The 26,121-nt window shown below is 65.8% G+C and carries 31 protein-coding genes; 10 read left to right on the top strand and 21 right to left on the bottom strand.

Features of this window, described 5'->3' with window-relative positions:
* Positions 1–14: 14 nt before the first annotated feature.
* The 8 genes from ACWNC0_RS10540 to ACWNC0_RS10505 form a co-directional block, all read right to left on the bottom strand.
* A complete protein-coding gene (locus tag ACWNC0_RS10540) occupies positions 15–2,210 on the bottom strand; it encodes a phage tail protein (protein ID WP_449471470.1) in 2,196 nt (731 codons plus the stop codon).
* Positions 2,211–2,218: 8 nt separating this feature from the next.
* On the bottom strand, positions 2,219–2,608 hold the full coding sequence (locus tag ACWNC0_RS10535) for a peptidoglycan endopeptidase (RefSeq protein ID WP_449471469.1): 390 nt from the start codon (positions 2,606–2,608) through the stop codon (positions 2,219–2,221).
* A gap of 8 nt (positions 2,609–2,616) precedes the next feature.
* Entirely contained in the window at positions 2,617–3,432 is an 816-nt protein-coding gene (locus ACWNC0_RS10530) for a DUF2163 domain-containing protein (protein ID WP_449471467.1), read from the bottom strand.
* Positions 3,429–5,759, bottom strand: a complete 2,331-nt coding sequence (locus ACWNC0_RS10525; protein ID WP_449471466.1) for a DUF2460 domain-containing protein — start codon at positions 5,757–5,759, stop codon at positions 3,429–3,431. The genes ACWNC0_RS10530 and ACWNC0_RS10525 overlap by 4 nt, the downstream gene beginning before the upstream one ends.
* Positions 5,756–6,307: a tail tape measure protein gene (locus tag ACWNC0_RS10520; RefSeq protein WP_449471465.1), complete on the bottom strand. Its 552-nt coding sequence runs from the start codon at positions 6,305–6,307 to the stop codon at positions 5,756–5,758. Before ACWNC0_RS10520 ends, ACWNC0_RS10525 begins: the two co-directional genes overlap by 4 nt.
* Positions 6,308–6,414: 107 nt before the next feature.
* Positions 6,415–6,609 (bottom strand): phage tail assembly chaperone, encoded by a 195-nt coding sequence (locus tag ACWNC0_RS10515; RefSeq protein WP_449471464.1) that lies wholly within the window; start codon positions 6,607–6,609, stop codon positions 6,415–6,417.
* Positions 6,606–6,929 (bottom strand): gene transfer agent family protein, encoded by a 324-nt coding sequence (locus tag ACWNC0_RS10510; protein ID WP_449471463.1) that lies wholly within the window; start codon positions 6,927–6,929, stop codon positions 6,606–6,608. Before ACWNC0_RS10510 ends, ACWNC0_RS10515 begins: the two co-directional genes overlap by 4 nt.
* Positions 6,926–7,333, bottom strand: coding sequence for a phage tail tube protein (locus ACWNC0_RS10505; RefSeq protein WP_196225666.1), 408 nt, complete (start codon positions 7,331–7,333; stop codon positions 6,926–6,928). The genes ACWNC0_RS10510 and ACWNC0_RS10505 overlap by 4 nt, the downstream gene beginning before the upstream one ends.
* 54 nt (positions 7,334–7,387) lie before the next feature.
* Here ACWNC0_RS10505 and ACWNC0_RS10500 point away from each other — a divergent pair, with 54 nt between their 5' ends.
* Entirely contained in the window at positions 7,388–7,717 is a 330-nt protein-coding gene (locus tag ACWNC0_RS10500; protein WP_449471461.1) for a hypothetical protein, read from the top strand.
* Between the two features lie 112 nt (positions 7,718–7,829).
* On the opposite strand, the gene ACWNC0_RS10495 is transcribed toward ACWNC0_RS10500, so the two are convergent.
* The 9 genes from ACWNC0_RS10495 to ACWNC0_RS10455 all read right to left on the bottom strand — a co-directional run bounded on the left by ACWNC0_RS10495 (position 7,830) and on the right by ACWNC0_RS10455 (position 14,355).
* Positions 7,830–8,228: a DUF3168 domain-containing protein gene (locus tag ACWNC0_RS10495; protein WP_449471460.1), complete on the bottom strand. Its 399-nt coding sequence runs from the start codon at positions 8,226–8,228 to the stop codon at positions 7,830–7,832.
* Positions 8,225–8,422 (bottom strand): hypothetical protein, encoded by a 198-nt coding sequence (locus ACWNC0_RS10490; protein WP_449471459.1) that lies wholly within the window; start codon positions 8,420–8,422, stop codon positions 8,225–8,227. Before ACWNC0_RS10490 ends, ACWNC0_RS10495 begins: the two co-directional genes overlap by 4 nt.
* Positions 8,419–8,955: a head-tail connector protein gene (locus tag ACWNC0_RS10485; protein ID WP_449474598.1), complete on the bottom strand. Its 537-nt coding sequence runs from the start codon at positions 8,953–8,955 to the stop codon at positions 8,419–8,421. Before ACWNC0_RS10485 ends, ACWNC0_RS10490 begins: the two co-directional genes overlap by 4 nt.
* A gap of 121 nt (positions 8,956–9,076) precedes the next feature.
* Positions 9,077–10,192, bottom strand: a complete 1,116-nt coding sequence (locus ACWNC0_RS10480; RefSeq protein WP_449471457.1) for a phage major capsid protein — start codon at positions 10,190–10,192, stop codon at positions 9,077–9,079.
* 126 nt (positions 10,193–10,318) lie between these two features.
* Complete coding sequence (locus tag ACWNC0_RS10475; protein ID WP_449471456.1) at positions 10,319–10,732, bottom strand: HK97 family phage prohead protease; 414 nt, start codon at positions 10,730–10,732, stop codon at positions 10,319–10,321.
* On the bottom strand, positions 10,729–11,049 hold the full coding sequence (locus ACWNC0_RS10470; protein ID WP_449471454.1) for a DUF6127 family protein: 321 nt from the start codon (positions 11,047–11,049) through the stop codon (positions 10,729–10,731). The genes ACWNC0_RS10475 and ACWNC0_RS10470 overlap by 4 nt, the downstream gene beginning before the upstream one ends.
* Before the next feature lie 296 nt (positions 11,050–11,345).
* Positions 11,346–12,473, bottom strand: a complete 1,128-nt coding sequence (locus tag ACWNC0_RS10465; protein ID WP_449471453.1) for a phage portal protein — start codon at positions 12,471–12,473, stop codon at positions 11,346–11,348.
* A 147-nt stretch (positions 12,474–12,620) separates the two neighbouring features.
* Positions 12,621–12,959, bottom strand: coding sequence for a hypothetical protein (locus ACWNC0_RS10460; RefSeq protein ID WP_449471452.1), 339 nt, complete (start codon positions 12,957–12,959; stop codon positions 12,621–12,623).
* Between the two features lie 61 nt (positions 12,960–13,020).
* Positions 13,021–14,355: a DNA-packaging protein gene (locus ACWNC0_RS10455; protein ID WP_449471450.1), complete on the bottom strand. Its 1,335-nt coding sequence runs from the start codon at positions 14,353–14,355 to the stop codon at positions 13,021–13,023.
* Positions 14,356–14,440: 85 nt separating this feature from the next.
* On the opposite strand from ACWNC0_RS10455, the gene ACWNC0_RS10450 reads away from it, so the two are divergent.
* Complete coding sequence (locus ACWNC0_RS10450; RefSeq protein WP_449471448.1) at positions 14,441–14,890, top strand: acetyltransferase; 450 nt, start codon at positions 14,441–14,443, stop codon at positions 14,888–14,890.
* A gap of 164 nt (positions 14,891–15,054) precedes the next feature.
* Here ACWNC0_RS10450 and ACWNC0_RS10445 read toward each other — a convergent pair whose 3' ends face one another.
* The 3 genes from ACWNC0_RS10445 to ACWNC0_RS10435 form a co-directional block, all read right to left on the bottom strand.
* Positions 15,055–15,630, bottom strand: a complete 576-nt coding sequence (locus tag ACWNC0_RS10445) for a hypothetical protein (protein ID WP_449471447.1) — start codon at positions 15,628–15,630, stop codon at positions 15,055–15,057.
* Positions 15,631–15,782: 152 nt separating this feature from the next.
* Positions 15,783–16,430: a glutathione S-transferase family protein gene (locus ACWNC0_RS10440; protein WP_449471446.1), complete on the bottom strand. Its 648-nt coding sequence runs from the start codon at positions 16,428–16,430 to the stop codon at positions 15,783–15,785.
* 64 nt (positions 16,431–16,494) lie between these two features.
* Entirely contained in the window at positions 16,495–17,286 is a 792-nt protein-coding gene (locus tag ACWNC0_RS10435; RefSeq protein ID WP_449471445.1) for a hypothetical protein, read from the bottom strand.
* Positions 17,287–17,429: 143 nt separating this feature from the next.
* On the opposite strand from ACWNC0_RS10435, the gene ACWNC0_RS10430 reads away from it, so the two are divergent.
* From ACWNC0_RS10430 to nhaA, 7 genes are all read left to right on the top strand, one after another.
* Positions 17,430–18,065: a YqaA family protein gene (locus ACWNC0_RS10430; RefSeq protein WP_449471444.1), complete on the top strand. Its 636-nt coding sequence runs from the start codon at positions 17,430–17,432 to the stop codon at positions 18,063–18,065.
* Between the two features lie 9 nt (positions 18,066–18,074).
* Positions 18,075–19,706 (top strand): apolipoprotein N-acyltransferase, encoded by a 1,632-nt coding sequence (gene lnt, locus ACWNC0_RS10425; RefSeq protein WP_449471443.1) that lies wholly within the window; start codon positions 18,075–18,077, stop codon positions 19,704–19,706.
* 60 nt (positions 19,707–19,766) lie between these two features.
* Positions 19,767–20,972, top strand: a complete 1,206-nt coding sequence (gene metK, locus ACWNC0_RS10420; protein ID WP_449471441.1) for a methionine adenosyltransferase — start codon at positions 19,767–19,769, stop codon at positions 20,970–20,972.
* 181 nt (positions 20,973–21,153) lie between these two features.
* A complete protein-coding gene (locus ACWNC0_RS10415) occupies positions 21,154–21,333 on the top strand; it encodes a hypothetical protein (protein ID WP_449471440.1) in 180 nt (59 codons plus the stop codon).
* Between the two features lie 320 nt (positions 21,334–21,653).
* A complete protein-coding gene (trmB, locus tag ACWNC0_RS10410) occupies positions 21,654–22,349 on the top strand; it encodes a tRNA (guanine(46)-N(7))-methyltransferase TrmB (protein ID WP_449471438.1) in 696 nt (231 codons plus the stop codon).
* Positions 22,350–22,607 carry a hypothetical protein gene (locus ACWNC0_RS10405; RefSeq protein WP_449471437.1) on the top strand — a complete coding sequence of 86 codons (258 nt, stop codon included), beginning with the start codon at positions 22,350–22,352 and terminating at the stop codon, positions 22,605–22,607.
* Positions 22,608–22,660: 53 nt separating this feature from the next.
* Positions 22,661–23,857 (top strand): Na+/H+ antiporter NhaA, encoded by a 1,197-nt coding sequence (nhaA, locus tag ACWNC0_RS10400; RefSeq protein WP_449471435.1) that lies wholly within the window; start codon positions 22,661–22,663, stop codon positions 23,855–23,857.
* Here the strand turns inward: nhaA and ACWNC0_RS10395 are convergent.
* Positions 23,835–25,145, bottom strand: coding sequence for an SLC13 family permease (locus ACWNC0_RS10395; RefSeq protein WP_449471434.1), 1,311 nt, complete (start codon positions 25,143–25,145; stop codon positions 23,835–23,837). The two genes, nhaA and ACWNC0_RS10395, sit on opposite strands and share 23 nt — an antisense overlap.
* Before the next feature lie 103 nt (positions 25,146–25,248).
* Between ACWNC0_RS10395 and ACWNC0_RS10390 the strand changes: the two genes are divergently transcribed.
* A complete protein-coding gene (locus ACWNC0_RS10390; RefSeq protein WP_449471433.1) occupies positions 25,249–26,115 on the top strand; it encodes a hypothetical protein in 867 nt (288 codons plus the stop codon).
* Positions 26,116–26,121 lie beyond the last annotated feature (6 nt).

Below are 26,121 nucleotides of genomic sequence, written 5' to 3'. Positions count from 1 at the left end.
CCAATTGTCGGTTATCAAAGCGGCAAGACGATCCGCGCTGCCCGTCCCAGCGCAAACGAGCCGATCTGCCGCACCTCGATCGTCAATGCGCCGCCGCCGTCCGCGTCGAATGCGTCCGCGTCATATGCCCATGACGGCGATGTGGTTTCGATCCGGCGCATCAAGGTGCCGTCCGCCAGCACGCGCAGTTCGTAACGCTCACTTTCCTCGCCCAGCGGCACATCCGCCCCACTGATCCAGCGCCAGCCATTCCTGCTCCGCCGGACCCAGCTCAGATTCCATCCGCCCGCCCCGTCGGCAACGGCGCGAAGGTGAACGGGCGCTACCGGCGTCACCGCTTCCCCGCTGACGGTCAGTTCTGCCTCCACCGGCTCCGCATCGCCAATCCCCACCGCCGAAAGCCGCAACGTGCTGCCGATCTCGCCATTGCCCAGGGCTGCAAAAGGTTCGGCAAGCCGCTCCTCCTCGATCAGCAGAAACGGCTCGCCAGCGACATGCGCATCCATAGCCCATTCGGTCCCGAACAATCCCCGCCGCAAACCTTCCAGCCGGAAGCTCGCCGCGCCCGTCTGCACCACGCGGGAAAATTGGAGCAACTCCCGTCCAACCATGCAAAGATTGCGTCCCTGCGCCAATGCCGCCTCATCCGCATCGCCTAGCTCCATGTCCGCCGCCAACAACGTCACATGCAGGCTGTTGACCAGATCGATCAGAGCGCTGCTCCCCGGCCCCAACGCCTCATCGGCCTCCCCCATCACCGCGCGCGGCGCAGTGCGACCGACCGGATTGGCCTCTCCCGTATCGCTCATCACGAAGAGGGCCGCGTTCCTCCACCCCTCCCCGCCACTGGCCGCCGCAGCGATCAAGGGCGCGGTGGCCGCCGCCTCCCGCAGCGGCGGAAGGTCGGTCAGCATCAATATAGTAGGTCCATGCGGCGCATCCGCCTGCCGCACGATCGCGCCGGAGGATGCTCCCGCAGGCAAGACGCCTCCCGCCCCCGGCACCCGCCGCAGCGCCAACCGCACCGCCATGGCTTCCCACTCCCGTTCCTCCACCCGCCAGCGGCCCGGCATGGCCTCGACCGTCACCAGGTCACCGGGCTCATGGCGCAGCGCTTCCCACCCGCAACGCAGCGTCATGGCGGATCGGCCCGTCCAGTCATGGCCAAGATGACGGGCCGCCAGACGGCGCGCGGCATCGCCCGACATGGTGACCGGCAGATCGATCCCGCGCTCGACCCGCCCCGCCCCCGGCCGACTGACGCGCTGCACCCCCGCCTGATAGTCCCGCGCCGCATCATAATGGCGCAGCGACAGGGCCAGCGGCACCGCATCGGCGCTTTCCCCCGACTGTTCGACGGCATCGATGGCACGGCCATTGATACGCTTGCACAAAGTGCCAGCGCCGATCTCACCACCCGTCTCATCGCCCCCTGTGCCGGTCAGCCGCAGTCCGTCCTCACCAGCAACAAAGGCAAGATCCCATGCCTCCACCAGTGGGCCGATCGCATCGATCACATCAGCTCCGCCCGCCGCAAAGCCATCGACGGCCCCGTCTGCGGCAGCAGCAAGCGCGCCACCACTCAGATCGACGGCCACCGTCCCGATCGTCACCACCCCCTCATCCGCCTCCACTTCGAAGGTCAGCGACGGAATGCGGTTGCCATAATCGGCAAGCTGAAGATCCTCGAACACCGCATAGGCAATGCCCCGATGCCCCGGTGTCCGATCAACGCCCTCCGCCGAAGCGATGAGCGGATCGGCAGCCTGATCTTCGCCCCCCAAATGCAGGCGAAACGCGCTCAGCCCCGCTTTGAAATCCCCGCCCACGCCGCGCAGCAGATTGCCGTCCGCCCATATGCGCCGTATCGCTCGCACCCGCCGTGCCGACAACGCAACCGCAAAACTCGCGGAATAGCTGTAGCTGGTGACGCTCGGCCGCCCCTTGCCACCGCCACTCTTGTTGCGCTTTTCCTTAAGGTCGGTCGCCCAGATCACCGATCCGGCAGCCCGCATCGTGCCGAACAGCTTCGGGATCTGCGCGCCATAGCTCGACGTCTGCAACTGCAATTCGGTCAGCCGCCTGCCCTCGCGCCCCTTGGGCTTGAACAGCACCGCCTGATCCAGGCTGCCGCCGATCAATCCGCCGATCGCACCGCCCAACGGCCCGCCGATCGCCGTGCCCAGCGCCGTCAGCACTAAAGTCGCCATGTCTGCTCCTATATCGCCCGCCAATGGCCGATGACGGGCCAGGGCGAAGGCCCCGGCGTCTCGACCACGCGCCCCAGTCCCGCATGGGCATGCACATGCCCGCCGGGGACCAAAATCATTAGATGCAACTGCAACGGCCCCGGCCGCACCAGCGCCAGATCACCTGCCTGCCCCTGCTCCACCGCCCGCAAGCCCGCCTGCTCCAGCCAGTCGCGCGCCAGAGCCGCATCACCCGACCGCAGCCCATAGCCCCGCGGCGCGGCACCCCGATGCCCCGCCTCCGCCAGCGCCAAAGCCGCCAGCCCCACGCAATCAATACCGCTCGTCCTGCTGCGCCCTTGCAGCCGGAAAGCCACCCCCACCAGATCGCGCGCCGCCGCCACGATCCGGTCCGCCATTGCGCCGCTCACGCGCCCGGATAGCGCGTCAGAAGGTCCGTCCCCGGCAAATAAGGCTCCCCCCTGAAGTTCACGACATTGGCGAAGCGCGTTCGGCACGTATCCAACTGCCGGTCACAACCTTCTGTCAGCAGCGCCAGCGTCCCTGCCGCCACCGCAAAACATGGCGGATCGGCCAGCGTCACCCCACTAGCCCCATTATCCACGACAGCCTGCACCGCTCCGGCATTGGCGCCCGTCAGCCACCGCAATGTGCCAAAGGCATAGACACCCGCAGCCAACCCTGCCGCACTCACCTCCACATCATCGACAGCCGACACCGCCACGACCTTACGCCGCCCCGCCAGATCGACACGACACTGCCGGTCCCCCAGCCGCGCCCGGCAATCGGGCGATGTAGAGGGCGCGACCGGAGCCTTCAGCGCTGCCATCGCGCCCACCAGCTCCGCCGTGAAAGCCCCGCCCTTTCGCGCCACGCTCCCAATCTCACCCTTCGCGAGCATCAGCCACATCTCGCCCGGCGCTTCCCATTCCGTCAGCCGCAACTCCAGCGCAGCCCCGTCCCAGCGACCCGCCATCAAATCCGCCTCATTGATCGCATCCGCAATCAGCGCGCCCTGCAAGTCGGTATCCCCCGCCTCCACACTAATCCCGCTGCGAACGGCCGAAGGCGTCATCCCCGGCGCGGCGCGATAGCGCACATGCCCGATCTCCAGATCACGGTCATGGCTCGTCAGCCCAATCGTCACCCCATCCCGCCGCTCCAGCCGCCAGCAAAAGGCCAGTGTCGCCAGCGGCTTCTCCAAAGCCTCCAGCCCGCTCATTCCCGTATCTCCACCAGCGGCACCGAAGGTGCCTCCCCCGCCGCAAAGGTCGCGCGGTTGACGTCCAGCCTGTCCTCGGCAAAGCGCACCGGCACATCAAAGCGAAAGCCCGCCGTCAGCAACGCGCCCGCCGCCGGAGCTTCGTCAAACGCGACGACGCCCAGTCCCGCATGGCTCCACCCGCTGCTCAGCTCGACGCCATCCACCGCCACGCGAATGCTGCCCGCCACCGGCCGGGTGATCCGCCGCACCTGCGCCTCCTCACCGTCGCCATAATAGCGCTGCAACGGAAACTCCGTCCGCACGCCGTCCCCCGTCCCCAGACGCTGATCCAGCGCGCCCGGCGCCATCCCCGGCGCACAGCTGCGATCATCATAAGGATCGGTAAAACGGAACCCCCGCGCCGCCCCACGCCGCGCCCTGAAAAAGGCGATCAGCTCGACAATGTCCGCCTCGGATCGCAACCCCGGCCCCGCATCGAAGGATAGCCGCGCATCCGCCCAGTCGCTGCTTCGCCGCTCATGCCCGGACGGGCTCTCCACCACCTGTGTCGAAAAAGCAGGCGACAGGCTCGCGTCCCGCCCAATGGCGATCGGAAACGCCACATCGTCAAAGGCTTGCATCTCATCATCCCCCTGAAGTCTGAAGCAGGTGAAGCCATCCCGCGCCACCTGCGGCAGCGCCCACACGAATGTCGCCGCCGTCCCCCGCCGCACCGCCGCCTCCGCCGCGTCAGCTATCTGCCGCCACTGCGCCGCCTGTTCGCCAAGCAACACGAAGCCCGAAAAATAATGCTGCTCATCCACCGGATAGCCGAGCCTAGCCGTCGCCACCTCGATCCCCCGAGACGTGCGCGTAGGACGCCCCTCCGTCACCCAGTCATAATCCTCCAGCTGCAACACATCGAAGGCAGGCGATGCCCATCCCACCGGCATGTTCGCCCGCTTGGCCTCCGGCGCGAGCGGGTCGAGCACCGTCGGCAGATAGGCGAGCAAATGCGTCACCGCCCCCGGCGCCACCCCCTTAACCCAGGCACACAGCGCCGCCGTAGACGCCGCCAGCACCGCCCCCGCCTGATCCAGCAGAGCCTTTTGCGGCCCACTCAACGTCCCCCGCACATCGCTGATAGAAACCGGGCTCCCACCAAAGGCCGCCCGCGCCGCCGCGTCATAAATGCAGATCCGCCCATCGGCGGGCATCACCCACCACCATGGCTCACCGACCTGAAACTTGATCGGAATACCGGCACTCAACCCAATGGAAACAAAGGCCCCAGCCACGAGCCGCAAATAGCTCATCGCCCCATCATGCGCAGGCGACAGCAAAGTCGAGGGCGGCGACCAACCCGTCAGCGCCGCATCACCATTCTCCGCGCGTTGCTTCCAATCATTCCAGCAATGCGCGTCCAGCAACTCGTAGGAAAGCGACCAGATCACCCCCAGCCCCAACGCCTTCGCCCGCCGCGCAAAGTCCGCATGCCAAGCCGCACAAGGCGCGTTCAACACGCCTCCCGCCAGGCTCACATAAAAGCCACCACCCAGCGGTTCGAGCCGGAAATAATGGCTCATCCCCACATAATGATTGATGTCGCCGCGATAGCCCAGCGCATGGATCGCCTCGACAATCCGCTCAGGCGTCTGGTTGAAACAATCATCATAGCCGGTCGCCATCGACAACCCATGTTCCGGCACCATCACATCGCCAACGCTCAGCACCGACCCCGCGCCATCGCAGCGCATGCCCGACAATTCGGCCCACCCCTCAGCCCCCGTCGCAAAGGCCGTGGTCCCCGCATCATAATCGGGCGCGCCAAGCGAAATGAACATCCGGTCCACATCCCCAGCCCACACCGGATCGGCCTCGCCCGGCAGCAGGAAGCCCCCATCCAGATCAGCAAAATTCAGAACGACCTCAGCATCTTCCGCCGATCCGCTCGCATAGTTCCACAACCGCACATACCAGGAGCGCGGACTGCCTCCCGCGTCCCGCCCCTCGATCGTCAGCGTCGGCCCATGCACCTCATCCAGCCGCTTGAGGCCGCCGCTCCGCCAGCGGAACCGCAGCACGCAATCCCGAAAATCCCGCGCCGTCTCATAGGCCAGCAGCGGATGGCTCCATTTGTCCTCCGCCTCCCAGATCAGCCCCGCCAGATCGCCCGAGCCATAAAAGACCGCATCCACCCGCAAAGCATCAGGCGCCGTCGTGACGACGCTCGCCATCATCGGCCGCGGAAAGTTCACCGTCCAATGCGTTGGCGCAAAACGCTTCATGAAGCGCTCTTCCTGCCCCCGCCGCGCGTCCGCCAACCAATAGCTAAGCCCACTCATCCGTTCAGCGCCCCCCTGACAGCCCGCGCGACCTGCCGCGCGCTCCGCGCCAACATCCGCGCATTGTCGAACCCTTCGCCACGCCCCTGCACGGCAATGTTGACGCGCACGTCTCGCGCACCCGCGCCACCATTCGCCATCACCTGCCCGCTAGCCGTCGGCACGAACAACTCAGGCCCCCGCTCACCAACGACATAGGCCCGCCCCGGCGACACCGGCCCGCCCGTAGCCCGCCCCGGCAAGCCCAGCGCCGCCCCCGCCAACGTCAGCAAGGAACCACCCACGCCGCCGACACTCCCGGCACCAGACCGCACCGCCCCCGCCGCAATCTCCTCCAGCACCGACAGCGCAACCTGCTTTAGCTCCTCAAACCCAAAGCGCCCGCTGCGCACCGCCCGCAACAACCCCTGCTCGATCCGCCGCCCCGCCCGCTCCGCGCCCGAAGCCAACGGCCCTTCCAACGCCCCCCGCATCGCTTCCACATCGCGCGAAAGCCCCTGCGTATCCGCCCGAACCCGCACCACCAGCGTCTCGATTTCCTCGTCCATCCCCTGCCTCCAAGAGCCACCAAAATAAGCCCCTCCCCTTCAGGGGAGGGGTTGGGGTGGGGGCGGCCCCCACGCGACCACTCTAATTCTGTCCGGAGATCACTGCCTCAATCCGGCATCACCCCCAGCAACCGCTCCAACTCCCCCTTATCCACCCCAACCACCGGCTCCTCCTCACCCCTCGCAGCCCGCAACACCGCCTCCAACTCCACCGGCGTCGCGCGCCAAAACTCATCCGGCCGCCACCCCAGCAGCCATCCCGCAACGCCAGCCAGCCGCGCCGCCGCTTTGAAGAAGCTCATCGTCCCCCCAATATCTGCCTGATGATCCCACTCAGCACCGGCGAGAGCTTAGCCAGCCCCGCCTCGACGATCGCCTCGCCCAGCCTCTCGCGCGTCAGCCCCTCGGGCGCATCAGCAAGGCAATGCCAAAACAGCCCCGCCATATCGGACAAGGACAGCTTGCCCGCAGCCGCCCGATCGACCAGCTCAAACAGCGGTCCCAACTCCTGCTCCGCCGCCACCAATGCGGCAAAGCTCGGCCGCAACCGCAAAGCCTCGCCAGCCACTTCCAGCGCAGCCTCGCCCCTTGCGCTATTGGGCGCCTCATTCACCGCGCTCATTCCGACACCACCGGGCCGGAGCTTTCCAGGCTAAGCGCATAATTACGCTCACCATTATAATCGCCCGCATAGTCGAGCCGCGTGACGAGAAAGCGCCCCCGCATCCGCTCGCCACTTTCGAAACTCAGCTCAAACTGCTCGATCGTCCCGGCCAGCGCATGATTGCGAATGCGCACTTCGGCCGCAGACCCGGTAAAGATCCCCGCCGCCGACACGCTGACCGACCGCACGCCCGCGCCCGACAGCAGCTCGCGCCACCCACCGGAATCCTTGGACGTGACGTTGACGCCCTCGCCGTTCACCGACAGCTGCGTAGTCCGCATCCCGGCCACCGTCGCATAGGCGACAGGCGACCCGCCATCGCCCACTTTCAATAGAAACGCGCTTCCTTTTTCCACTGCCATGGAGCATTCTCCTGTAAGATAAACCGTGCCTGAATTGCGATTGGAGAGGTTCGAATGCTGTTCGCTGCTCCCCTCATGATGATGCTGGCCGCCTCGGCGCAAAACGGCGATGCCGTCGGCGCTGGCCGCAAGGCCTATTCCGAGTGCCTCTCAAAAGAAGTCAGCCCCGCGCTCGACAAAAAGCTGTCGCTCGGCGACTTCCAGTCCACGCTGAAATCAAAATGCAGCGCCAAGGAAGCCGCCTTCCGCGCCGCCATCGTCGCCGACGACAAATCCACCGGCATGTCCGACAAGGACGCCCAAGCCGACGCCGACGACCAGATCGCCGAATATGTCGACAAGATCACCGGCGAGTTCGAGGATTATTCCAAACCGGGCGGTTGAAGCGTGGCACCACGACTAGCGCTATGATGCCGAACGCATATGGGTGAGTTGACACCACCCAAAAAACACCGTTCGCCCTGAGCTTGTCGAAGGGCTTCCCTTCTTCTTCGCCCTACCCAGCCCGAACCACCCGCACCCGATAATCCACCACCGCCTGCCAAGCGTCCTTCTCGCGCCCCTTCACGACGCGCGACCGGATCAACCGCATCCCGACGATCCGCCACCCGTCCGCAGCCTCCAAAACCTGCATCACCGCATCGACGCGCTCCAGCAGCACCGCCAGCCGCCCCGGCGTCTCCCCCGCGTCGTGCAGCCCAATCGTCAGCCGTAGCTCGCGCCCATCCACATCCTTCGCGCCCCAATCGCTCGCGATACACTCACTAACCACCGCATAAGGCACGCTCGCGCGCACTGGCTGACCGTCGAACAGGCCGTTCAGCCCACCCATCAACGCCGCATCTCCGCCCAAAGCCGCGATCACCGCCGCCCGCACCGTAACTTCCGCACTCATCCCCCACCCCTCACCCTCTCCCGCAAATCAAGGTCGCCCAGCCACCGCCGCAGCAATCCCCGCCCCGACAACAGCACCGCCTCCCCCTCGACCCGCGCATCCTCCACCCCCGCCGCCAGCATCGCCTCAGCCACTTGCCCACGCCGCCGCGCCGCCCGCGCCTCGACCAACCGCGCCAGCGCCGCCACCTTCATGCCAGCCGCATCCGCCGCCAAGGCCGCCAAAGCGCGCTCACCACCGCAGGCGGCGTCGCCACCTCACCGCCACGCGCGGAAAAATGCCCCGCTGCCAGCCGCACGATCCCCTGCCGGATCGGCTCGGGCAGCCCATCCGCATCGTCGGCCATCCCCGCCCGATAATGCACCGCCAGCACCCGCTGGCCAGCCAAAGGCCGCGCCCGCACCCAACCATCACCCGCCGCATCGATATCAATCGAATAGGCATCGACAGCCAACGCTTGCCCCACGCCGTCAGGCCCCACCGCATCGACGCCCAGGATCGCCACCACCGGTGTAGCGGACAGCCGCTGCCATCCCCCATCAGCCCGCACCGTCTCCCGCGCCTCACCAATGATCAGCCACTGCCCGACAAACTGCTCGCACAACGCCGTCGCACTTCTAAGCAGCCCCTCCAGCAACCCATCCTCGCCACTGCCGCTAATCCGCAGATAATCCTTCAATTCCGCCAGCGACGCCCCCGCCAACCCAGCCTCTTCCCGCACCAACACCAACCGCCCCTCCCACAAAAAGAGGGCGCCCCGCACGGACGCCCCCAAACCTTCTCCCGCAAGCGGGAGAAGGATACGAAGCCTTGGCCCGGAACGGGCCTAGGCGCAGTTGGATGAGGGTTTAAGAAGCCGCGAACTTCATCAGCTTGATCGCCTCCGAATTGGAAACCGCGCCGCCAATCCGCTTCACCGCATAGAAATGCACGAACGGCTTGTTGCTGAACGGATCGCGCAGGATGCTCGTCTCGCTACGCTCCGAAATCACATAGCCCGCCTGGAAATTACCAAAGGCGATCGACAGCGAACCCGCAGCAAGATCCGGCATATCCTCGGCCTCCACCACCGGATAACCCAGCAGCGTCGCAGGCTGCCCAGCGCTCAGCGAAGGCTGCCAGATAAACGCCCCATCACTCGTCTTCATCTTGCGGATCACCGCCAGCGTCGCCGAATTCATCACGAAGCACGCCCCCTGACGATAAGGCGCCCGCAGGCTCTGCACCAGATCGATCAGCTTGTTCTCGGGGTTGGTCGCAGCAAAAGCACCCGCGCCGCCGGAAGCCACATATTGCAGCGAACCAAAAGCACGCACGCTGTCTGCCTCATTGGTCGTCGTATAGGTCAGGAACCCCTTGGGCTTGTTCGTGCCATTGCCATTGACGAACGCCGCACCCTCCGCCGCCGCAAACTCGCGCGCAATCTCGCCCGCCAGCCATCCTTCGACATCGAACTGCGCATCGTCCAGCATCGCCTGGCTCGCCGCCGGATTGGCATAAAGCTCGCCATAAGGCGGCACGATCTCGTTGAAGCTCGGCGTCGCCGTCTCCGCCCGAGCACCCGTCTCACTCGCCCAGCCCGACACGATGCCGCCCGACGTCACCAGCTTGCGATAGCCAGCGCTGCCGGTACGCACCACATTCGCAATCGAACGAATGGGCGAGATGCTCTTCAACGTCGCATCGATAATCTGGTCGATCTCACGCGGCACCGCATAGCCACCCGCCGCACCACTCGCGCCGGAAAAGCTCTTCAGCTCCACACCCGCTTCAAGCCCCTGCCGCACATAGCGCTCGACAAAAGCCGCCCGCTTGGGATCGAACGTCCCACCCTTCACCCCATCCAGCGCAGGCCGCTGCTGCTGCACCAGCGCGCCTTTAAGCGCCGCAACCTCACCCTCCAGCGCCTCGATACGCTCACCCTGCACCACCGCATCAAAGCTCGCTTCCAACTGATCCGTCATCAACCACTCCCACAAAAAAAGCGGCCCCAAAGGACCGCTCATCAAAACCTTCTCCCCCGGGGGAGAAGGATACGAAGCCTTAGCGGCAGAGCCGCTTAGGCGAAGTTGGATGAGGGGGGAGAAGCGCTACCCCTCCACCGCAATCACCCGCGCCAAAGGCTGCATCGGGTGCGTCACCACGCTCACCTCCACCAGCTCCAGCGCCAGCAGCTCACGCGGCCCAGCCCCCCGCGCCTCCCGCACCCGATAGCCAAAGGACAACCCATCCACCGCGCGCTCCTTCAAAGCGCGCGCCGCCGCCCTCCCGGCAGAAGTCCTACCCGACACCCGCCCAATTACCCGCAGCCCGCGCGCATCCTCCTCCACCCGCTCGACCGTCCCGATCGCCTCGCCCGGCAGATGCTGCCACAGCAGCGGCACCCCCGCCGCCACGCCCGCAAAGGCCCCCGGCCGCACCACGTCGTCGCCGTGATCCACCCGATCGAACACCGCCGCGTATCCAGCGAACCGCACGTCGCACTCCCCGCTCGGGCCACTCATCCCCGCACCATACCGATCAACCCAGCCTTCACCGCCACGCCCAGCAGCACCAACGGCATCACGATCCGCACCGCCCAGCCGACCACCGCCCCGCGCGCCGCCTTCTTCGCATCGCGCCAGGCGGACAGCAGTTCACGCAACTCCCGCACATCATCCTCCGCGCGCCGATCGCTCAAGCCGAGCCGCTCCAGCGCCCGCCCGGCGCCCAGCTCACTCGCCTCCTCGATCAGCGCGCGGATCATCACCATGTCCATCTGCCCCGGCACCGCGTCGGCCTGCGCCACCAGCCGCGCCAGCATCTCGCCATCATATTTCATGAAAATGCCCTCCTTCCCCTCTCCCCTTCAGGGGAGTTCGGGGTCGGTCATGCCCCCGGCATGACCTAAACAACATGGGGTGTTGTTTACCCGAACTGGCGCGAGACTTGGCGGCGATGCCGCCTAGTCGCAGCGGGAGAGGGGAACCGCCCTCTCCTCAACATCCCAACCAACCCTCTTCATCAGCCCCCGCTCCCGATTATCGCGCAGAGCACGCAAAGGCCGCAGAGCAACAAAAAAGCCGCCCAAAGGCAGCCCTGCAAAATCCTCCGCGCCCTCTGCGCCTCTGCGCGACCTCAAACCCCCAACATCACCCTCTTCTCATCCGCCGTCAGAAAATCCGCCGCAGCCACCCGCTCCCACAAAGCCGCCCGCTCGTCCGACAAGGCAGGCACCGCATCCAGATCCGCCGCCAACGACAAACCCGGCCACCACCCCTGCAACCCTTGCGCCAGCCCGCCGCAAATCTTCGCCACCAGAGGCAATATCGTCTGCCGCCACAACGCCTTGTTCGCCTCGCGATAATTGGCGTAACTATTATCCCCCGGCAGCCCCATCAGCATCGGCGGCACCCCGAAAGCCAGCGCAATCTCCCGCGCCGCCGCAGCCTTCAGGCCCACAAAGTCCATCTCCGCAGGCGTCAGGCTCATCGCCTTCCAATCCAGCCCGCCCTCCAGCAGCATCGGTCGCCCAGCATTGGCCGCCCCCGAAAAAGCGACCTCCATCTCCCGCTTTACCCGCTCGAACTGCTCCGGGCTCATCACCGACCCGTCGCCCGGATCATAAACCATAGCCCCCGAAGGCCGCGCCGCATTGTCCAGCAGAGCCTTGTTCCAAACCGTCGCCGCATTGTGGATCGCCACCGCCCCCGCAGCCGCCCCAACACAACCCAGCCCATAATGATCGTCCAAAGGATGCAGCGCCTTCAAATGCAGGATCGACGCCCGCCCCGCCGCATCCTCAGGCAGCAGCCTCGTCACGCTGTCACCCACGCGATAAAGATAAGCCGCAGGCCACCCCCGCGCATCCGCCTCCACGCTGACCCGCTCCGGCCGCAGCGCATATAGCTCGACCGGCTTGCCATCCGCGCCCATCATCACCTGCACATAGCCATTACCATGCAGCAGCAGATGGCTCGCCAATGTCTCCACCAACCCCTGCCCTGCAGAGCAGCGCGTCAGCAGCGAAAGCACCGTCCCGCGCTCCTCCTCCTCAACCCCATTCGCCAGCAAAGCCGTCGCCCCCGCGCCTTCCGACACCAGCCGCAAAGCCCGCTGCGCAATCGGATTGCCAATCACGCCGCTGCGCACCTGCGCCTCATAGGACGCCGGCCATTCCCCCAAAGCCACCGCGCCCGAACCCCAGGCACGCGCCAACACCGGCCGCGCGCCCCCGCACGCCGCCCTAGCCCCAAAGAATTTCATGGAAAAACCCCGCAAAAAAACAAATCCTCTCCCCTTCAGGGGAGAGGACAGTGAAGCTTGGCGGCGCCAGCCGCCTAGCGAAACTTGGAGAGGGGACCGCCCCCGCCTACCGTAACCTGGAGAGGGGAAACCCCCTCGCCCGCTAGCTCAAGGATTACGCCGCAAAACCCGATCGCATTCCGCGTTAGTCCCCTCACTCTTCCCAATAACACGCCCAGCCACAGCCCCAGCCGCGCCCGCCAGCAAGGACTCACCCAAGCTCCCGCCAGCCAAAGCACCCACGCCAGCACCACCAGCCGCGCCAATCACAGTCCCACGATCGCGCCCCTTCTTCGCCTGCAACAGGCAATAGCGCACATCATCCCGATCACGCGGAGCCGCCCGCGCCACCCGAGCCCGCTCCTTGCCGTTGAGCGAAGCCGCCATCACCGGCGTCGCAACCAAAGTCGCGCCAGCCGCTACGATCATCATCCTGGCCAATTTCATCAGCCTCACTCCCATTAAAAATTGACTTAGGATAATACGCCGCGCTTGGGCGGCCGGTTCCTCAAACCGCCCGCACCCGCGCATCCCCCCGCCGTCCCAGCATCAACTCGGTCAAAGCCCAGACCAGCGCATCCGCCCGATCCGGCGACCGCCCCGGCCCCACATAACCACCCCCGGCGATCAGCCCGCACATCTCATCCTCCAGCGCCCAAAAGGCCCCGCGATGCCGCACCCGCCCCGCTTCATACAGCGCCGCCACAGGCTCGGCCCGCGCAGCCTTCCCCCGGCTCGCGTGCACCAGCCGCACCGGCAGAGCCGCCTCCGCCGCGCGCAGCACGCTTTCCACCATCGCCCCGCCATTATTCGCCTCGGCGATCACCCGATCCGCGCCATGCACCGCCGCCGCGTCAGCAACCGCCCGCGCCCAGCTTTCCGGACTAGCCTTCTCGACACTCGCATCGGCAATGACATAGGCCCGGCCATCACTACCGATCCCCGCCACCACGATCCCGCAGGCATCGCCATGCGCCGACGCCGGAGGATCGACCCCGATCACCACGCGCGACAGCAGCGCCCCGCCGCCATCACCGCCCGGCACATGCGCCACCCGGCACCGCTCCAGCAGCGCCCGGTTCCACAGCGCGCCCTCAACCTCCTCGATCAGCTCGCCATCCAATTCCTGCCGCCCCAGCCGCGTCGCGCCATAGCTCTGCTCCATCGCCGCCACGAAGCCATCGGCCAGGTTCACTACATTGTCCGCCGTCCGCCCCCGCGTCACCGCGACATCAGCGCCATCCCGCGCCACCAGCCCGCGCACCAGCGCAACCGGGCGCGGCGTCGTCGTCGCCATCACTTGAGGCGCGCGCCCCAGCCGCATCCCCATCATCATATTGTCCCAGGCCGCTTGCGCCTGCGGCCATTTCGCAATCTCGTCGGCCCATCCATGGCTGAACTGCGGCCCACGCAGCGATTCCGGGTCAGCCGCCCCAAATATCAGCGCCATCGCCCCATTGGGCCACACCAACCGCCGCAGCGCAGGAGAAAAGATCGGCCGGTTCCACCATGGCGCAATCGACAGCAGGCCCGAAGGCCCCTCGACCATCACGCTGCGAGCCTCCCCCAAAGTCGCGCCCACCAGCGCGATCCGCGCCGCGCCATCGCTCTCCGCAACCCGCCGCACCCATTCCGCCCCGGCCCGCGTCTTGCCGAACCCGCGCCCCGCCATCATCAACCAGATGCGCCAGTCTCCCTCAGGCGCCAGCTGTTCCGGCCGGGCGAGCCATTCCCAATCATGTTCCAGCGCCTGCGCCGCTGCGCCATTCAGCCCAGCCAGCACCCGCTCACGCGCCGCATCGGGCAGGGCCGCCAACCTCTCGAAATCCGACATGCCACCCATCGGCCCGCGCTCTCCTCGCCCCGCTTCAACTCTTTCCAACTCCGCGCCTCTTCGCCTGGGCCACCTCATCTCTATATGTGAGGCCATGACATCGATCCGCCCCGCCCGCGCCGCCGACGGCGCCCGCCTGCTCGACATCTGGCGCTCCGCCATCGACGCCACCCATGATTTCCTCGATCCAGCCGATCGCCGAGCGCTCGATAAAGAAGTGTCCCGCTTCCTGCCCCACGCCCCCGCATGGCTGGCGACCGACGCCGATGACCGGGCGGTCGGCTTCATGCTGATAGAAGGCACGCATATGGAGGCCCTCTTCATCGACCCCGCCTGGCACGGCAAAGGCGTCGGCCGCGCGCTCGTAAGCCACGGCCTCGCCCTCCACCCGGCTATGACCACCGACGTCAACGAACAGAATGAAGGTGCTCTCACCTTCTACGAACGCATGGGCTTCGCCCGCACCGGCCGTTCGGAAAAGGACGGCCAAGGCCGCCCCTACCCCCTGCTCCACCTGAGACATGCGCCCGAAGCAGTGCGGTGAACCTTCCACCTCCACGTCATCCCAGCAAAAGCTGGGATCTCATGAGGCCAGACCGAACGCTATCGCCAGAGATGCCAGCCTCCGCTGGCATGACGGAATGAAAGAGTCAGCGACAATTCCCCTCCCCTAAAGGAGAGAGGGAGAAGCTTTGCTCACCCCCCAAATCACCCCTCCCCACGCCTCTCCCGCACCCTCTCCAACGCCTCCCGCAACCGCTCGACCGCATCCGCCCCGTCCGGCCTCTCAACCGCATCCGCCGCCAGCCTCTCCCCCGCCTCGCGCCGATGCTGCACCAGCAGCCGCACCCCTACCGCATTGGGATGCCCGCGCTTCACCTTCCGGCTCTTCACTATCCCTTCGCCGTCCAGCACGACCTCTTCCTCTTCCGTACCGAACAGCGCCTGGCGCAGCAGCAGCGCCTCCAGTTCGGCATAGCCGACGCCCAGCGCCTGCGCCCATTCCCGCGCAAAGCCGGGATCGCGCCGCTTCTGATAATAGGCGCTCGACAGGTTCTTCCCCGCCACCCGCGCCGCCTCGCTGACGTTGCAAGTCGCCGCCAGCGTCTCCATGAAGACCTTGCGCCGCTCGACAGTCCAGCCGTCCCGGCGCACCGCACGCATCTGCGCCCCGCTACCGGCCGCGCCGCGCTGGCTCCGCTGCACGATCAATTCCCTGTCGGGCGCATCGCTGGCCTTGCCGGAAAAACGCCGCACCACCTTCGCGCCGTCCTCTTGCCCCATCCCCTCGCCCCCCACTATCCCAACGAAAAAGGGCCAGTCCTTCCGGACCAGCCCTTGCCGCGTCACCATCCCGGCGACTCACAATTCCCAATATCGACATAACTGCCAGAACAGCGTGACGATGTCAAGCATAATGTTCCATATAGGTTCGTTCAGGATGCCCGCATGGCTTCAATGCCCTTCATTTCCGCCGCCAGCGCATCGGCAAAACTCGGCCGCGCGCAGATTTTCTCCAACCATTGCTCCAGCCGCGGCCAGCGCCCGCCTTTCAAGCTCGAACTGCAATAGCCGACATTGATCAGCGGACAGGCAACCGCAATATCGGCCAGGGTAAAGCGATCCTCCACCAGAAAGCCGCTTTCCGGAAGGATTTTCTCAATATAATCGCCAATCTTCGGAAGCTGCTCCGCCTCCGCCCGGTCTGCCGCCACTAAATCCTGCGGCATCCCCAGCAACGGAGCAACCATTCGATTGAAAAAGATCGCGGCCCCGGCGGATTGCACGATGGTATCGCCAAACTCCTCATACCAGATCGTCCGCGCACGCGCTTTCGGCTCTGTCGGGATCAACGCAGGATCGGGCTTGACGGCATCCATATAGGTTATGATCGCACTGCTGTCGCTGATCAGGAAATCACCATCCTGAAACGCGGGCATCTTTCCGAAAGGCGACGCCCGCTCGAAAATCTCACCGCCCTGGCCAAAGCCGCCGGGCTTCACTTCCACCGCCAGCCCCTTCTCGGCGGCAAAGACGATAACTTTACGGACGAAGGGCGATGGACGCGCGCCATAGATGATCATGAGAGTCTCCCTACTAATCGACGGGACACCTCATCTCATATAGGTATCGAAATGCAACCTAAATTCACATGCCCGCCCCACCGCTGTTGGCAGGCGCGCGGCTATAGTCGATCCTGATCCGCACCCAGCTCCCGACCATCGCCTTCCCATTGACGCGCGGCGGGCGCACCAGGAACTGCCATGCCGCCAGCCGAACGGCCCGCGCAAAGCCCGACCCCTGCGGCGATTCCCCCAGCGCCTGACAATTTTCGACCCGGAAATTCTCCACCGTCTTGCACGCCACCAGCCCCCATCCACCGGCGGGCGCATTGGCGGGCATATAGCCGCCCAGTTCCGCAGGCGTTGGCCGCCGATACCATTCCGCCTCGAACAGCTGGACGCCGCCTGGCCCTTCGCCCGGCCCCGCCGCCATGCGGCTATTCCCTTGCCCGGCTGTGCCCGCGCTCTGGCTGTCATCCGTCTTGGGCATCTTGCCGATGTCCGCCACCGCCATCTGCGCGCTGTCCAGTTGCAGGAACGGCTGCTTGGTCGGCGGCAAAGTCACGATCGGCTTTTCGACCGGCGTCACGACGGGTTTCTCGACCGGCTTGCGCGGCTTGTCGGGTTCCTTTTCCTTCTTCTCCGGCGCCGCCGCCTTTTCCTTCTTTTCGGCCCGCTCGGGGCTTTTCTCGGCTTGAGGTTCAGGCGCAGCGGCCATTTCGAACGTCACCGGATTGCGCGGATCAACCTTCTGGGGATCAAGACCCGGCGCCAATGTCAGCAAGGCCAGCACCAGCAGCGCGTTCAGCCCCAGCGCAAAGATCAATCCCCCACCACGCTCGCGCACTTTCGACCATGATGGGTTGGAAATCGTCACAAAAAACCGGCCGGGCTGCTGATGCGGAGAAGAGGGGTGATGCCGAGCCGTTCTCACCGCGTCAACGCCTTCACGATGTTGCAACTCCGTAATGGGATGAAAGCGCTGGCCGTCCCCGGCAATCTCCGCTAGGCCCGCCTCCGATGCTCACCAAGCTTTATCAATGGACGCTGGCCAAAGCCGCCCACGCCCATGCCGAACGCTGGCTCTTCGTCATCTCCTTCATGGAGAGCAGCTTCTTCCCCATCCCCCCGCACCCGCTGCTTGGCCTCATGTGCCTTGCCCGGCCGGAACGGGCGATCCGCTTCGGCCTCATCTGCACCATCGCCTCGGTATTGGGCGGCATGCTCGGCTATGCGATCGGCCATTTCCTCTATGAGGCCGTCGGACAACAAATCCTCCACGCCCTCGGCCTTGCCGCCAAATTCCCCGTCGCCGCCTGCTATCTGCGCGACTATGGCGCGGAAATCATATTGGTGAAGGGCGCAACGCCCATCCCCTTCAAGCTCATCACCATCACGGCAGGCTTCATCGGCCTGTCGCTCTTCACCTTCCTCTGGGCCAGCATCCTGTCGCGAGCCTTCCAGTTCATGCTGGTCGGCTTCCTCTTCTGGAAATTCGGCCGCCCGATAAAGGCGTTCATCGAGAAATATCTGGGCCTCCTCTCTGCGGGCTTCTTGGTCCTTGTGGTCGGCGGCTTCATCGCGGCATCGATGCTGTCGGGCGGCGGGCACAAGAACGACAAGTGCAGCCACGCCACCATGGCCTCGATCCGCTGATCTGCCCCAATGATGCAACTGCTCGCCCGCTTCCCAAAGCTCACCGCCCTGCTCGCCGGTTTCATCGCCGCCACCGGATTTGAACCGCTCAAGCTCTGGCCAGTCACCCTCGCCTGCTTCGCGCTGCTCCTCTGGCTCATCGAAACCGCCCCCACCCGCCGCGCCGCCTTCACGCGCGGCTGGCTGTTCGGCCTCGGCCACTTCACCCTCGGCCTCAACTGGATCGCCCACGCCTTCACCTTCCAGGACGCCATGCCCCACTGGTTCGGCTATGGCGCGGTGGTCCTACTCTCGCTCTATCTAGCGGTTTATCCCGGCCTTGCGACGCTGAGCGCATGGTGGTTGTCTAACAAACTCCCCTCCCGCAAGCGTTCAAACGAGGCACGTGACTCGTTTGAAGGGCAGCGAGACTTGGCGGCTCTGCCGCCTAGTCGCAGCGGGGTGGGCGGTAGCACCCCCTTCACCCTCATCTTCGCCGCCTGCTGGATAGCCAGCGAATATCTCCGCGCGACCGCCTTCACCGGCTTCGCCTGGAACCCCCTCGGCGTCACCCTGCTCCCCACCGGCATCACTATCGCGGCAACGGTGATCGGCACCTATGGCGTAGGCGGCCTCACCATCCTCGCCGCCGGAGCCATCCTCCTCGCGATCAAGCGTCACTTCCGCCCCGCCGCCGCCATCGCCGCACCCCTCGCCGCCCTAGCCCTCTGGAGCCTCCTCACACCTGCCCCGCAAACCCCCGCAGGCGCCCCCCGCATCCGCGTAGTCCAACCCAACATAGGCCAGGACGAAAAATACTCGCCAGCACTGGAAGAAGCCCACTTCCGCACCCTAGCCACCCTTTCCGGCACGCCCCGCCCAGCCCCGCGCCTCATCTTCTGGCCCGAAGCCGCCATCCCCGCCTATCTCGACATGGAGCCGCAATGGCGCGCGCGCCTCGCCGCGCTGCTCGGCCCCGGCGACCTGCTGATGACCGGCGCAACCAAAGTCTATTTCAAGCAGGTCGAGGAAAACGGTGTCACCACCGACGCCCTCGCCGGAGCGAACAACAGCCTCTTCATCGTCTCCCCTCAGGCGCAACTACTCGGCCGCTATGACAAAGCGCATCTCGTCCCCTATGGCGAATATCTCCCCATGCGCGCCCTCCTCCAGCCAATCGGCCTGTCCCGCCTGGTCCCCGGAGACGCTGACTTCTGGCCCGGCCCCGGCCCGCAAAGCCTCACCCTCCCCGCCACCCTCGGTCGCCCCGAACTCAAGATGGGCGTCCAGATCTGCTACGAAATCATCTTCTCCGGCCATGTGATCGACGCGAAGAACCGCCCCGCTTTCCTCTTCAACCCGTCCAACGACGCCTGGTTCGGCAACTGGGGGCCAGTCCAGCATCTCGCCCAGGCCCGCCTGCGCGCGATCGAGGAAGGCATACCCATCATCCGCTCCACCCCCACCGGCGTGTCAGCGGTGATCGACGCGCGCGGCCACGTCCTGCGCGCCCTCGGCCTCCACCGCGCCGGCTATCTCGACGGCGCGCTGCCCCCCGCGCTGCCGCCCACGCTCTTTGCCCATTTAGGTAATTGGGCATCCCTCCTGTTCATGGCTCTGCTGGCCGGACTGGCCATTGCCATCCGTAGGGTGAAGGGCTAATAGGGGCACATAAACTTTTCTTTATGTCGCTTTCACGCCAGCTTGGCTTACGGGAGTCCCATGCGCAGCAACTATCTCTTCACCTCGGAATCCGTGTCCGAAGGCCATCCCGACAAGGTCGCGGACCAGATTTCCGACGCCATCGTCGATCTGTTCCTGTCGAAGGACCCCGAAGCCCGCATCGCCTGCGAAACGCTCACCACGACCCAGCTCGTGGTGCTGGCTGGCGAAATCCGCTGCAAGGGCGTCTATGAAAATGACCAGTGGGCTCCCGGCGCACAGGAAGAGATCGAACGCGCCGTCCGCGAAACCGTAAAGCGCATCGGCTATGAGCAGGAAGGCTTCCACTGGGAAAGCTTCCGCTTCGAAAATAACCTCCACGCCCAATCCGCGCACATCGCGCAGGGCGTCGACGCCGCCGGTAACAAGGACGAAGGCGCTGGCGACCAGGGCATCATGTTCGGCTTCGCCTGCGACGAAACGCCCGACCTCATGCCCGCCACGCTGGACTACAGCCACAAGATCCTCGCCAAGATGGCCGCCGACCGCCACTCCGGCCGCGCACCCTTCCTTGAGCCAGATGCCAAGAGCCAGGTCACGCTGCGCTTCGAAAATGGCAAGCCCGCCGCCGCCACCGCGATCGTCGTCTCGACCCAGCATGCCAAGGGCTATGACGAAGGCGCCAACGAAGCGGAACTGAAGGAATATGTGAAGGGCGTCATCGCCGAAGTCCTGCCCGGCGATCTGCTCTCCGACGAAACCGTCTATCACATCAACCCCACCGGCAGCTTCGAAATCGGCGGCCCTGACGGCGACGCGGGCCTCACCGGCCGCAAGATCATCGTCGACACCTATGGCGGCGCATCGCCCCATGGCGGCGGCGCCTTCTCGGGCAAGGACCCGACCAAGGTTGACCGTTCGGCCGCCTACATCACCCGCTATCTCGCCAAGAACATCGTCGCCGCCGGGCTCGCCCGCCGCTGCACGATCCAGCTCGCCTACGCCATCGGCGTGTCGGAGCCGCTGTCGCTCTATGTCGACACCCACGGCACCGGCAGCGTCGATGATGCGAAGATCGAGGAAGCGATCAAGTCGATCAAGGAACTGGGCGGCCTCACCCCGCGCGGCATCCGCACCCATCTCGGCCTCAACAAGCCCATCTATCGCCCGACCGCTGCTTACGGCCATTTCGGCCGCAAGGCGGAAGGCGACTTCTTCCCGTGGGAACGTACCGATCTGGTCGAAAAGCTGAAGGCCGCGCTCTAAGCGCTTTACCCCGCCACAGATGAAAAGCGGCGCGCGGGCAATGGCCTTGCGCGCCGCTTTTTCATGGGCGCAACATGACGAAAAGTTCACTAGGTTTCCGCCCAATCCCGGCACATACATGCCTTGCCGGACTTGGCCCCCTGTCGGGTCCGGCAACCCCTCCTCCCAAGGAGAACAGGCGATGACCCGGTTTTTGACCTCCGCTCTTGCCTGCCTCGCGCTCCTGGGCGCCAGCGCCACCCCCGCGCTCGCCGCCCCCTGCAAGGACGCGAAAGGCAAATTCATCAAATGCCCGCCCAAGCCGGTCGCCAAAAAAGGCCCGTGCAAGGACGCCAAGGGCCGCTTCATGAAATGCCACTGAGCTGAAGGACCGGCTTCCGGTCTTTTCTTCTCTTTCTCCCGGCAAGCCAAAGCCCGGCCGCAGGACCCGGCCGTGGCCTAGGGTGTGTGGGGATTCAGTTCAGGACGCGGCGAAAATGGTGAATTTCGAGAACTGGCGCGCAGCGTACTTCAGTACGTGAGCACCGGAAGCGCAGAAAGTCGCCATTTGCAGCCCGTCATGGGCTGAACCCCCACACACCCTACTGTGCCTCCCGCCCCGTACCGCTCCTCAACGCGGGTGCGGGAGGCACAACAGCTACCCGCTTGCTCCCGCTGCGCCACGCGGCTAAGCGCGCGCCCATGACCGCGCACAAATCCGGCGACCCCACCACGCTCAACCGCCTCTATGGCCGTCAGTCGGGCCACAAGCTCCGCGCCGGTCAGCAGGAGCTGGTCGATACGCTGCTCCCCGCTCTCTCCATCCCGGAAGAAGGGGAGATCACCGCCGCCAACCTCTTCGGTTACGACCGCCCCCTGCATTTCGAAATCGGCTTTGGCGGCGGCGAACATCTCGCCTATCGCGCCGATCTGCTGCCCGACCATGGCTTCATCGGCTGCGAGCCTTTCCTGAACGGCGTCGTCACCGCGCTCGGCCATGTCCGCGATCAGGCGCTCGGCAACATCCGCCTCCATATGGGCGACGCGCTCCAGGTCCTCGCCCGCATCCCCGATGGCGCATTGAGCTTCGTCTACCTCCTCCATCCCGACCCCTGGCCCAAGGCCCGCCACGCCAAGCGCCGCATGATGAACCCCGGCCCGGTCGAAATGATCGCCCGCAAGCTGAAGCCCGGCGGCGAGTTCCGCTTCGGCACCGATCACCCCGTCTATCTCCGCTGGGCGATGATGGTGATGAACGGCCACCCCGACTTCGACTGGCTGGCGAGCGAACCCAAGGACTTCCTCACCCGCCCCGGCGGCTGGCCCGAAACCCGCTATGAGGCAAAGGCCCGCCGCCTCGGCCATGAGGTCTGGTATTTCCGTTACAGGCGCAAGTGAATGAACGATCATCCGACATCCGCAATCCCCTGGGATCAGCCCGCTACCCTGATCGACCTTGAAGGCCGCGCCCCGGTCATCGGCACGATCCGTGACTGCGCCCAACATTTCGCGGTCTTCAAGCCGCACGCCCGCGAACAGGCCCGCGTCCTCCTGACGCAACCCATTCACCGAGCGGGGCGCAAGACCCGCACCTGGATTCTCGAACCCTTCGAAATCGAGCAACTCGCCGACCGGCTCCGCATGGAAACGCACTGATCCACCGACCGGAAGCAGTGGCCCTGCGCCGAATTGGCCGTTAGAACAGCGGGATGAGCGTTTCTCCCCTGATCACCCGCCCCGTCTCGATGATGCGCGCCTTCCTCGCGGCGGAAGCGGCAGGCGGCATCATCCTGATCGCGGCTGCGGCTCTGGGGATGCTCGTCGCCAACTCCGCCCTGTCGGCCGACTATTTCCACACGCTCCACATCGACCTGGCGGGGCTCAGCCTGCTCCACTGGATCAACGACGGGCTCATGGCGCTGTTCTTCCTGATCGTGGGCCTCGAAATCAAGCGGGAGGTGCTGGACGGGCAACTCGCCCGATGGCCCGACCGCCTGCTGCCCGGCCTTGCAGCAGCGGCGGGCGTGGTCATGCCCGCCCTCATCTATGTCGCCATCAACCGGGGGGACGCCACCGGCCTTCGCGGCTGGGCGATCCCCGCCGCCACCGACATCGCCTTTGCCCTCGGCGTGCTCGCCCTCCTCGGCCCGCGCGTACCGGGATCGCTCAAGATATTCCTCGCGGCCGTGGCGATCATCGACGATCTGATCGCCGTTCTCATCATCGCCCTCTTCTATAGTGGACAGCTCAACCTACTGCCGCTCGCCCTGGCCGTCGCAGGTCTGGCCTGCCTCGCGCTCTGCAATCGCGCGGGTGTCAACAGCCTCTGGCCCTATGTACTGATCGGCATCTTCGTCTGGTTCTGCGTGCTGCAATCCGGCATCCACGCCACGCTGGCCGGGGTCGCCGTGGCGATGACCATCCCCTTGCGAAAGACCCCAGCCGCGCCCGACGACCAGCATTCGCCCCTGTCCCGCCTCGAACATGGCCTCCACCCCTGGGTAGCCTATGCCATCGTCCCGCTGTTCGGTTTCGCCAATGCAGGAGTGTCCCTAAGCGGGGTCGCACCAGACGACCTCGCTCAGCCCGTCCCGCTCGGCATCGCGCTCGGCCTTTTCGCAGGCAAGCAACTAGGCATATTCGGCACCGTCTGGCTCCTGTCCCGCCTCGGCTGGGCCAGCCGCCCGGCCCACTCCACATGGACACAGGTCTATGGCGTCGCCCTCCTTTGCGGCATCGGCTTCACCATGAGCCTCTTCATCGGCGGCCTCGCCTTCGCCCCCCATCCGGATACAGGCGATGCGGCAAAGCTCGGCATCCTGCTCGGCTCACTCGCCTCCGCCACCGCCGGTTTCCTTGTCCTGCGGCTCGCGCCCGGCCTGATCAGAACGGAAAAAACATACTGATCGCCGCGACCGCGACCACGCAGGTGATCAGGTTCAAAGGCAATCCCACCCGCACGAAATCCATGTAGCGATAGCCGCCCATCTGATAGACGATGACATTGGTCTGATAGCCAAAGGGCGTCGCAAAGGCCGCGCTCGCCGCCATCATCACCGCTACCAGAAACGGCCGGGGACTGACCGCCAGACTATCCGCCAGCGCCACCGCGACCGGCGTCACCAGCACCGCCACCGTCGCATTCGACAGCAACTCCGTCAGCACCATCGTCACCAGATACAACACCACCAGCGCGATCAGCGGGCTCAACCCATGCACGCTGCCGATCAGCATCCGCGAGGCGTCCGCCGCCAGCCCGCTCTGCTCCATCGCGATGCCGATCACCACCATGCCCGCGATCAGAATCAATATCTGCGGCCGCAGCCCACTATAGGCCTCATCCGCGCTGATCACCCGCAACAGGATCAGCACCACCGCCCCTGCAAAGGCGCTCGCCGCGATCGGCGCGACATCGATCGCCGCCAGCCCCACCGCCGCCGCAAAAACACCCAGCGCGATCGCCGCCTTCGCGGGCTTCAGCGGCCGGGGCTCGGCAAACACCGCCGGATCACCCACCTGCGCGCTGTACACATGCATGGTATCGATCGGCTGCGCTTCCCCCTCCCGCTCGTCCGCCTCATGACGGCCGCCCAGCAGCTTCTTGCTGAACAGGAAAAGGTACAGCCCACCCGCAAACGCCATCGGCAACCCCACCGGCGTAATCTCGAAAATGCCAAAGCGCGGCTGCCCCGCCACGCTCGCCATGTCGTCCACCAGCAGATTGGTCGATGTGCCGATCAACGTGCAGCAGCCGGTCAGGATGGTGATATAGGACAACGGCATCAGGAACCGCTTGGGCGAAAGGCCCAACGTATTGGCAACGTCGCGAACGACCGGCGCGCCCAGCACCACGATCGGCGTCGAATTGAGGAAGCAGGACGCCGCGCCGATCATCGACAGCAGCAGCCACATGCCGGTCGCGCCCATCCGCCTGCACATCGCCACCGCCATCGCAATCGCCCGGTCGAGCAGCCCCGACAGCTCCAGCGCATAGGCAATGACGAACAACGACGCGAGCGCGATGATCGCAGGACTTGCAAAGGCGCCCTGCACATCGACCGGCCGCACCACGCCCGTCATCAACAGCACCGCCGCCCCGGACAGCGCAACGACATCGGCGCGCACCTTGTCCCAGATCAGCGCCGCGACGACGGCGGCCAGCACCAGCAGCGTCAGAACTTGGTCAATCGTCATGCGCCCCCTGCCTCGTGCCTGCTGCCGCCCCTGTCAACGCAGCAAGGCGGAAAAAAGATGATTATCTTCTGGAGGATGATGCTCGATTTGCTATCAATGGCTTATGCGTGAACCCAGTGCCAGGACCAGTCGGCTCGCCATAGCCGCAGGGCTTGCAGCTTTTATCGCGGTCGGGGCGGGCGGCTTCCTTCTTGGACGCGGCACAGCGCCCAAGGCTCCGCCGCCCGCGCCTGCCCCCGTCACCGTCATCCCCCCGCCCATCCCGGTACAGCCGCAATTGCCGCGCCTCTGGGGCCGCGCGGAGATAGCCGACCTCGCCCGCCGCGCCGCCGACGCCCTGTCATCGGGCAAGCCGCTGCCGGACGACATCGCCGGGGCCGTGGGCCAGCGGTTCGATCTCTCCCTCCCCTTCGGCTGCTCGGGCGCTGCGGAAAAGGACAGCACTGCCCCCATGCGCTGGCGCTATGATGAAGCGGCCGGCGTGCTCCGCGTCCATGTCAGGCCGATTTCGTGGAAAGCCGCCGATCTCGGACTCCCCACGCAAGGGGACGGCCATGATGCCGAGGGCTTCTGGATGCTGCGCCCCTGGTCCACCAACGACGAATGCCCCGCCCCTGCAAAAGCCACCGCGCCCGAACCGGACGGAACCGCGCCCACGCCCGACCAAAGCCTGGCCCTCGCCCAATTCGGCCAGAATGACGGCAACGACCTGTGGCGCCACGGCCGCCCCTTCGAAAAAGTACTGCGCCTCGCCCCTGAAGATTTCACCCCCTCGCGCGGGCTGAGGCTCAGGCTTATCGGCCGCATTGAACGGGTGCCCGGAAACGGCCCGGTCCACTGCGCCCAGCCGCTAGGGATCGAACAGCGGCCCGTATGCGTCCTCGCTGTCACCCTGCGCGAAGTCCGCATGGAAATACCGGGTGCGGACGCCCCGATCGCCATCTGGGAAAATCGCAGCACGGGCGGCTAGGCGACC

This window comes from Sphingobium chungangianum, assembly GCF_977014255.1.
The sequence above is the reverse complement of the archived record's forward strand: the minus strand, read 5'-3'. Positions and strand labels throughout refer to the sequence as shown.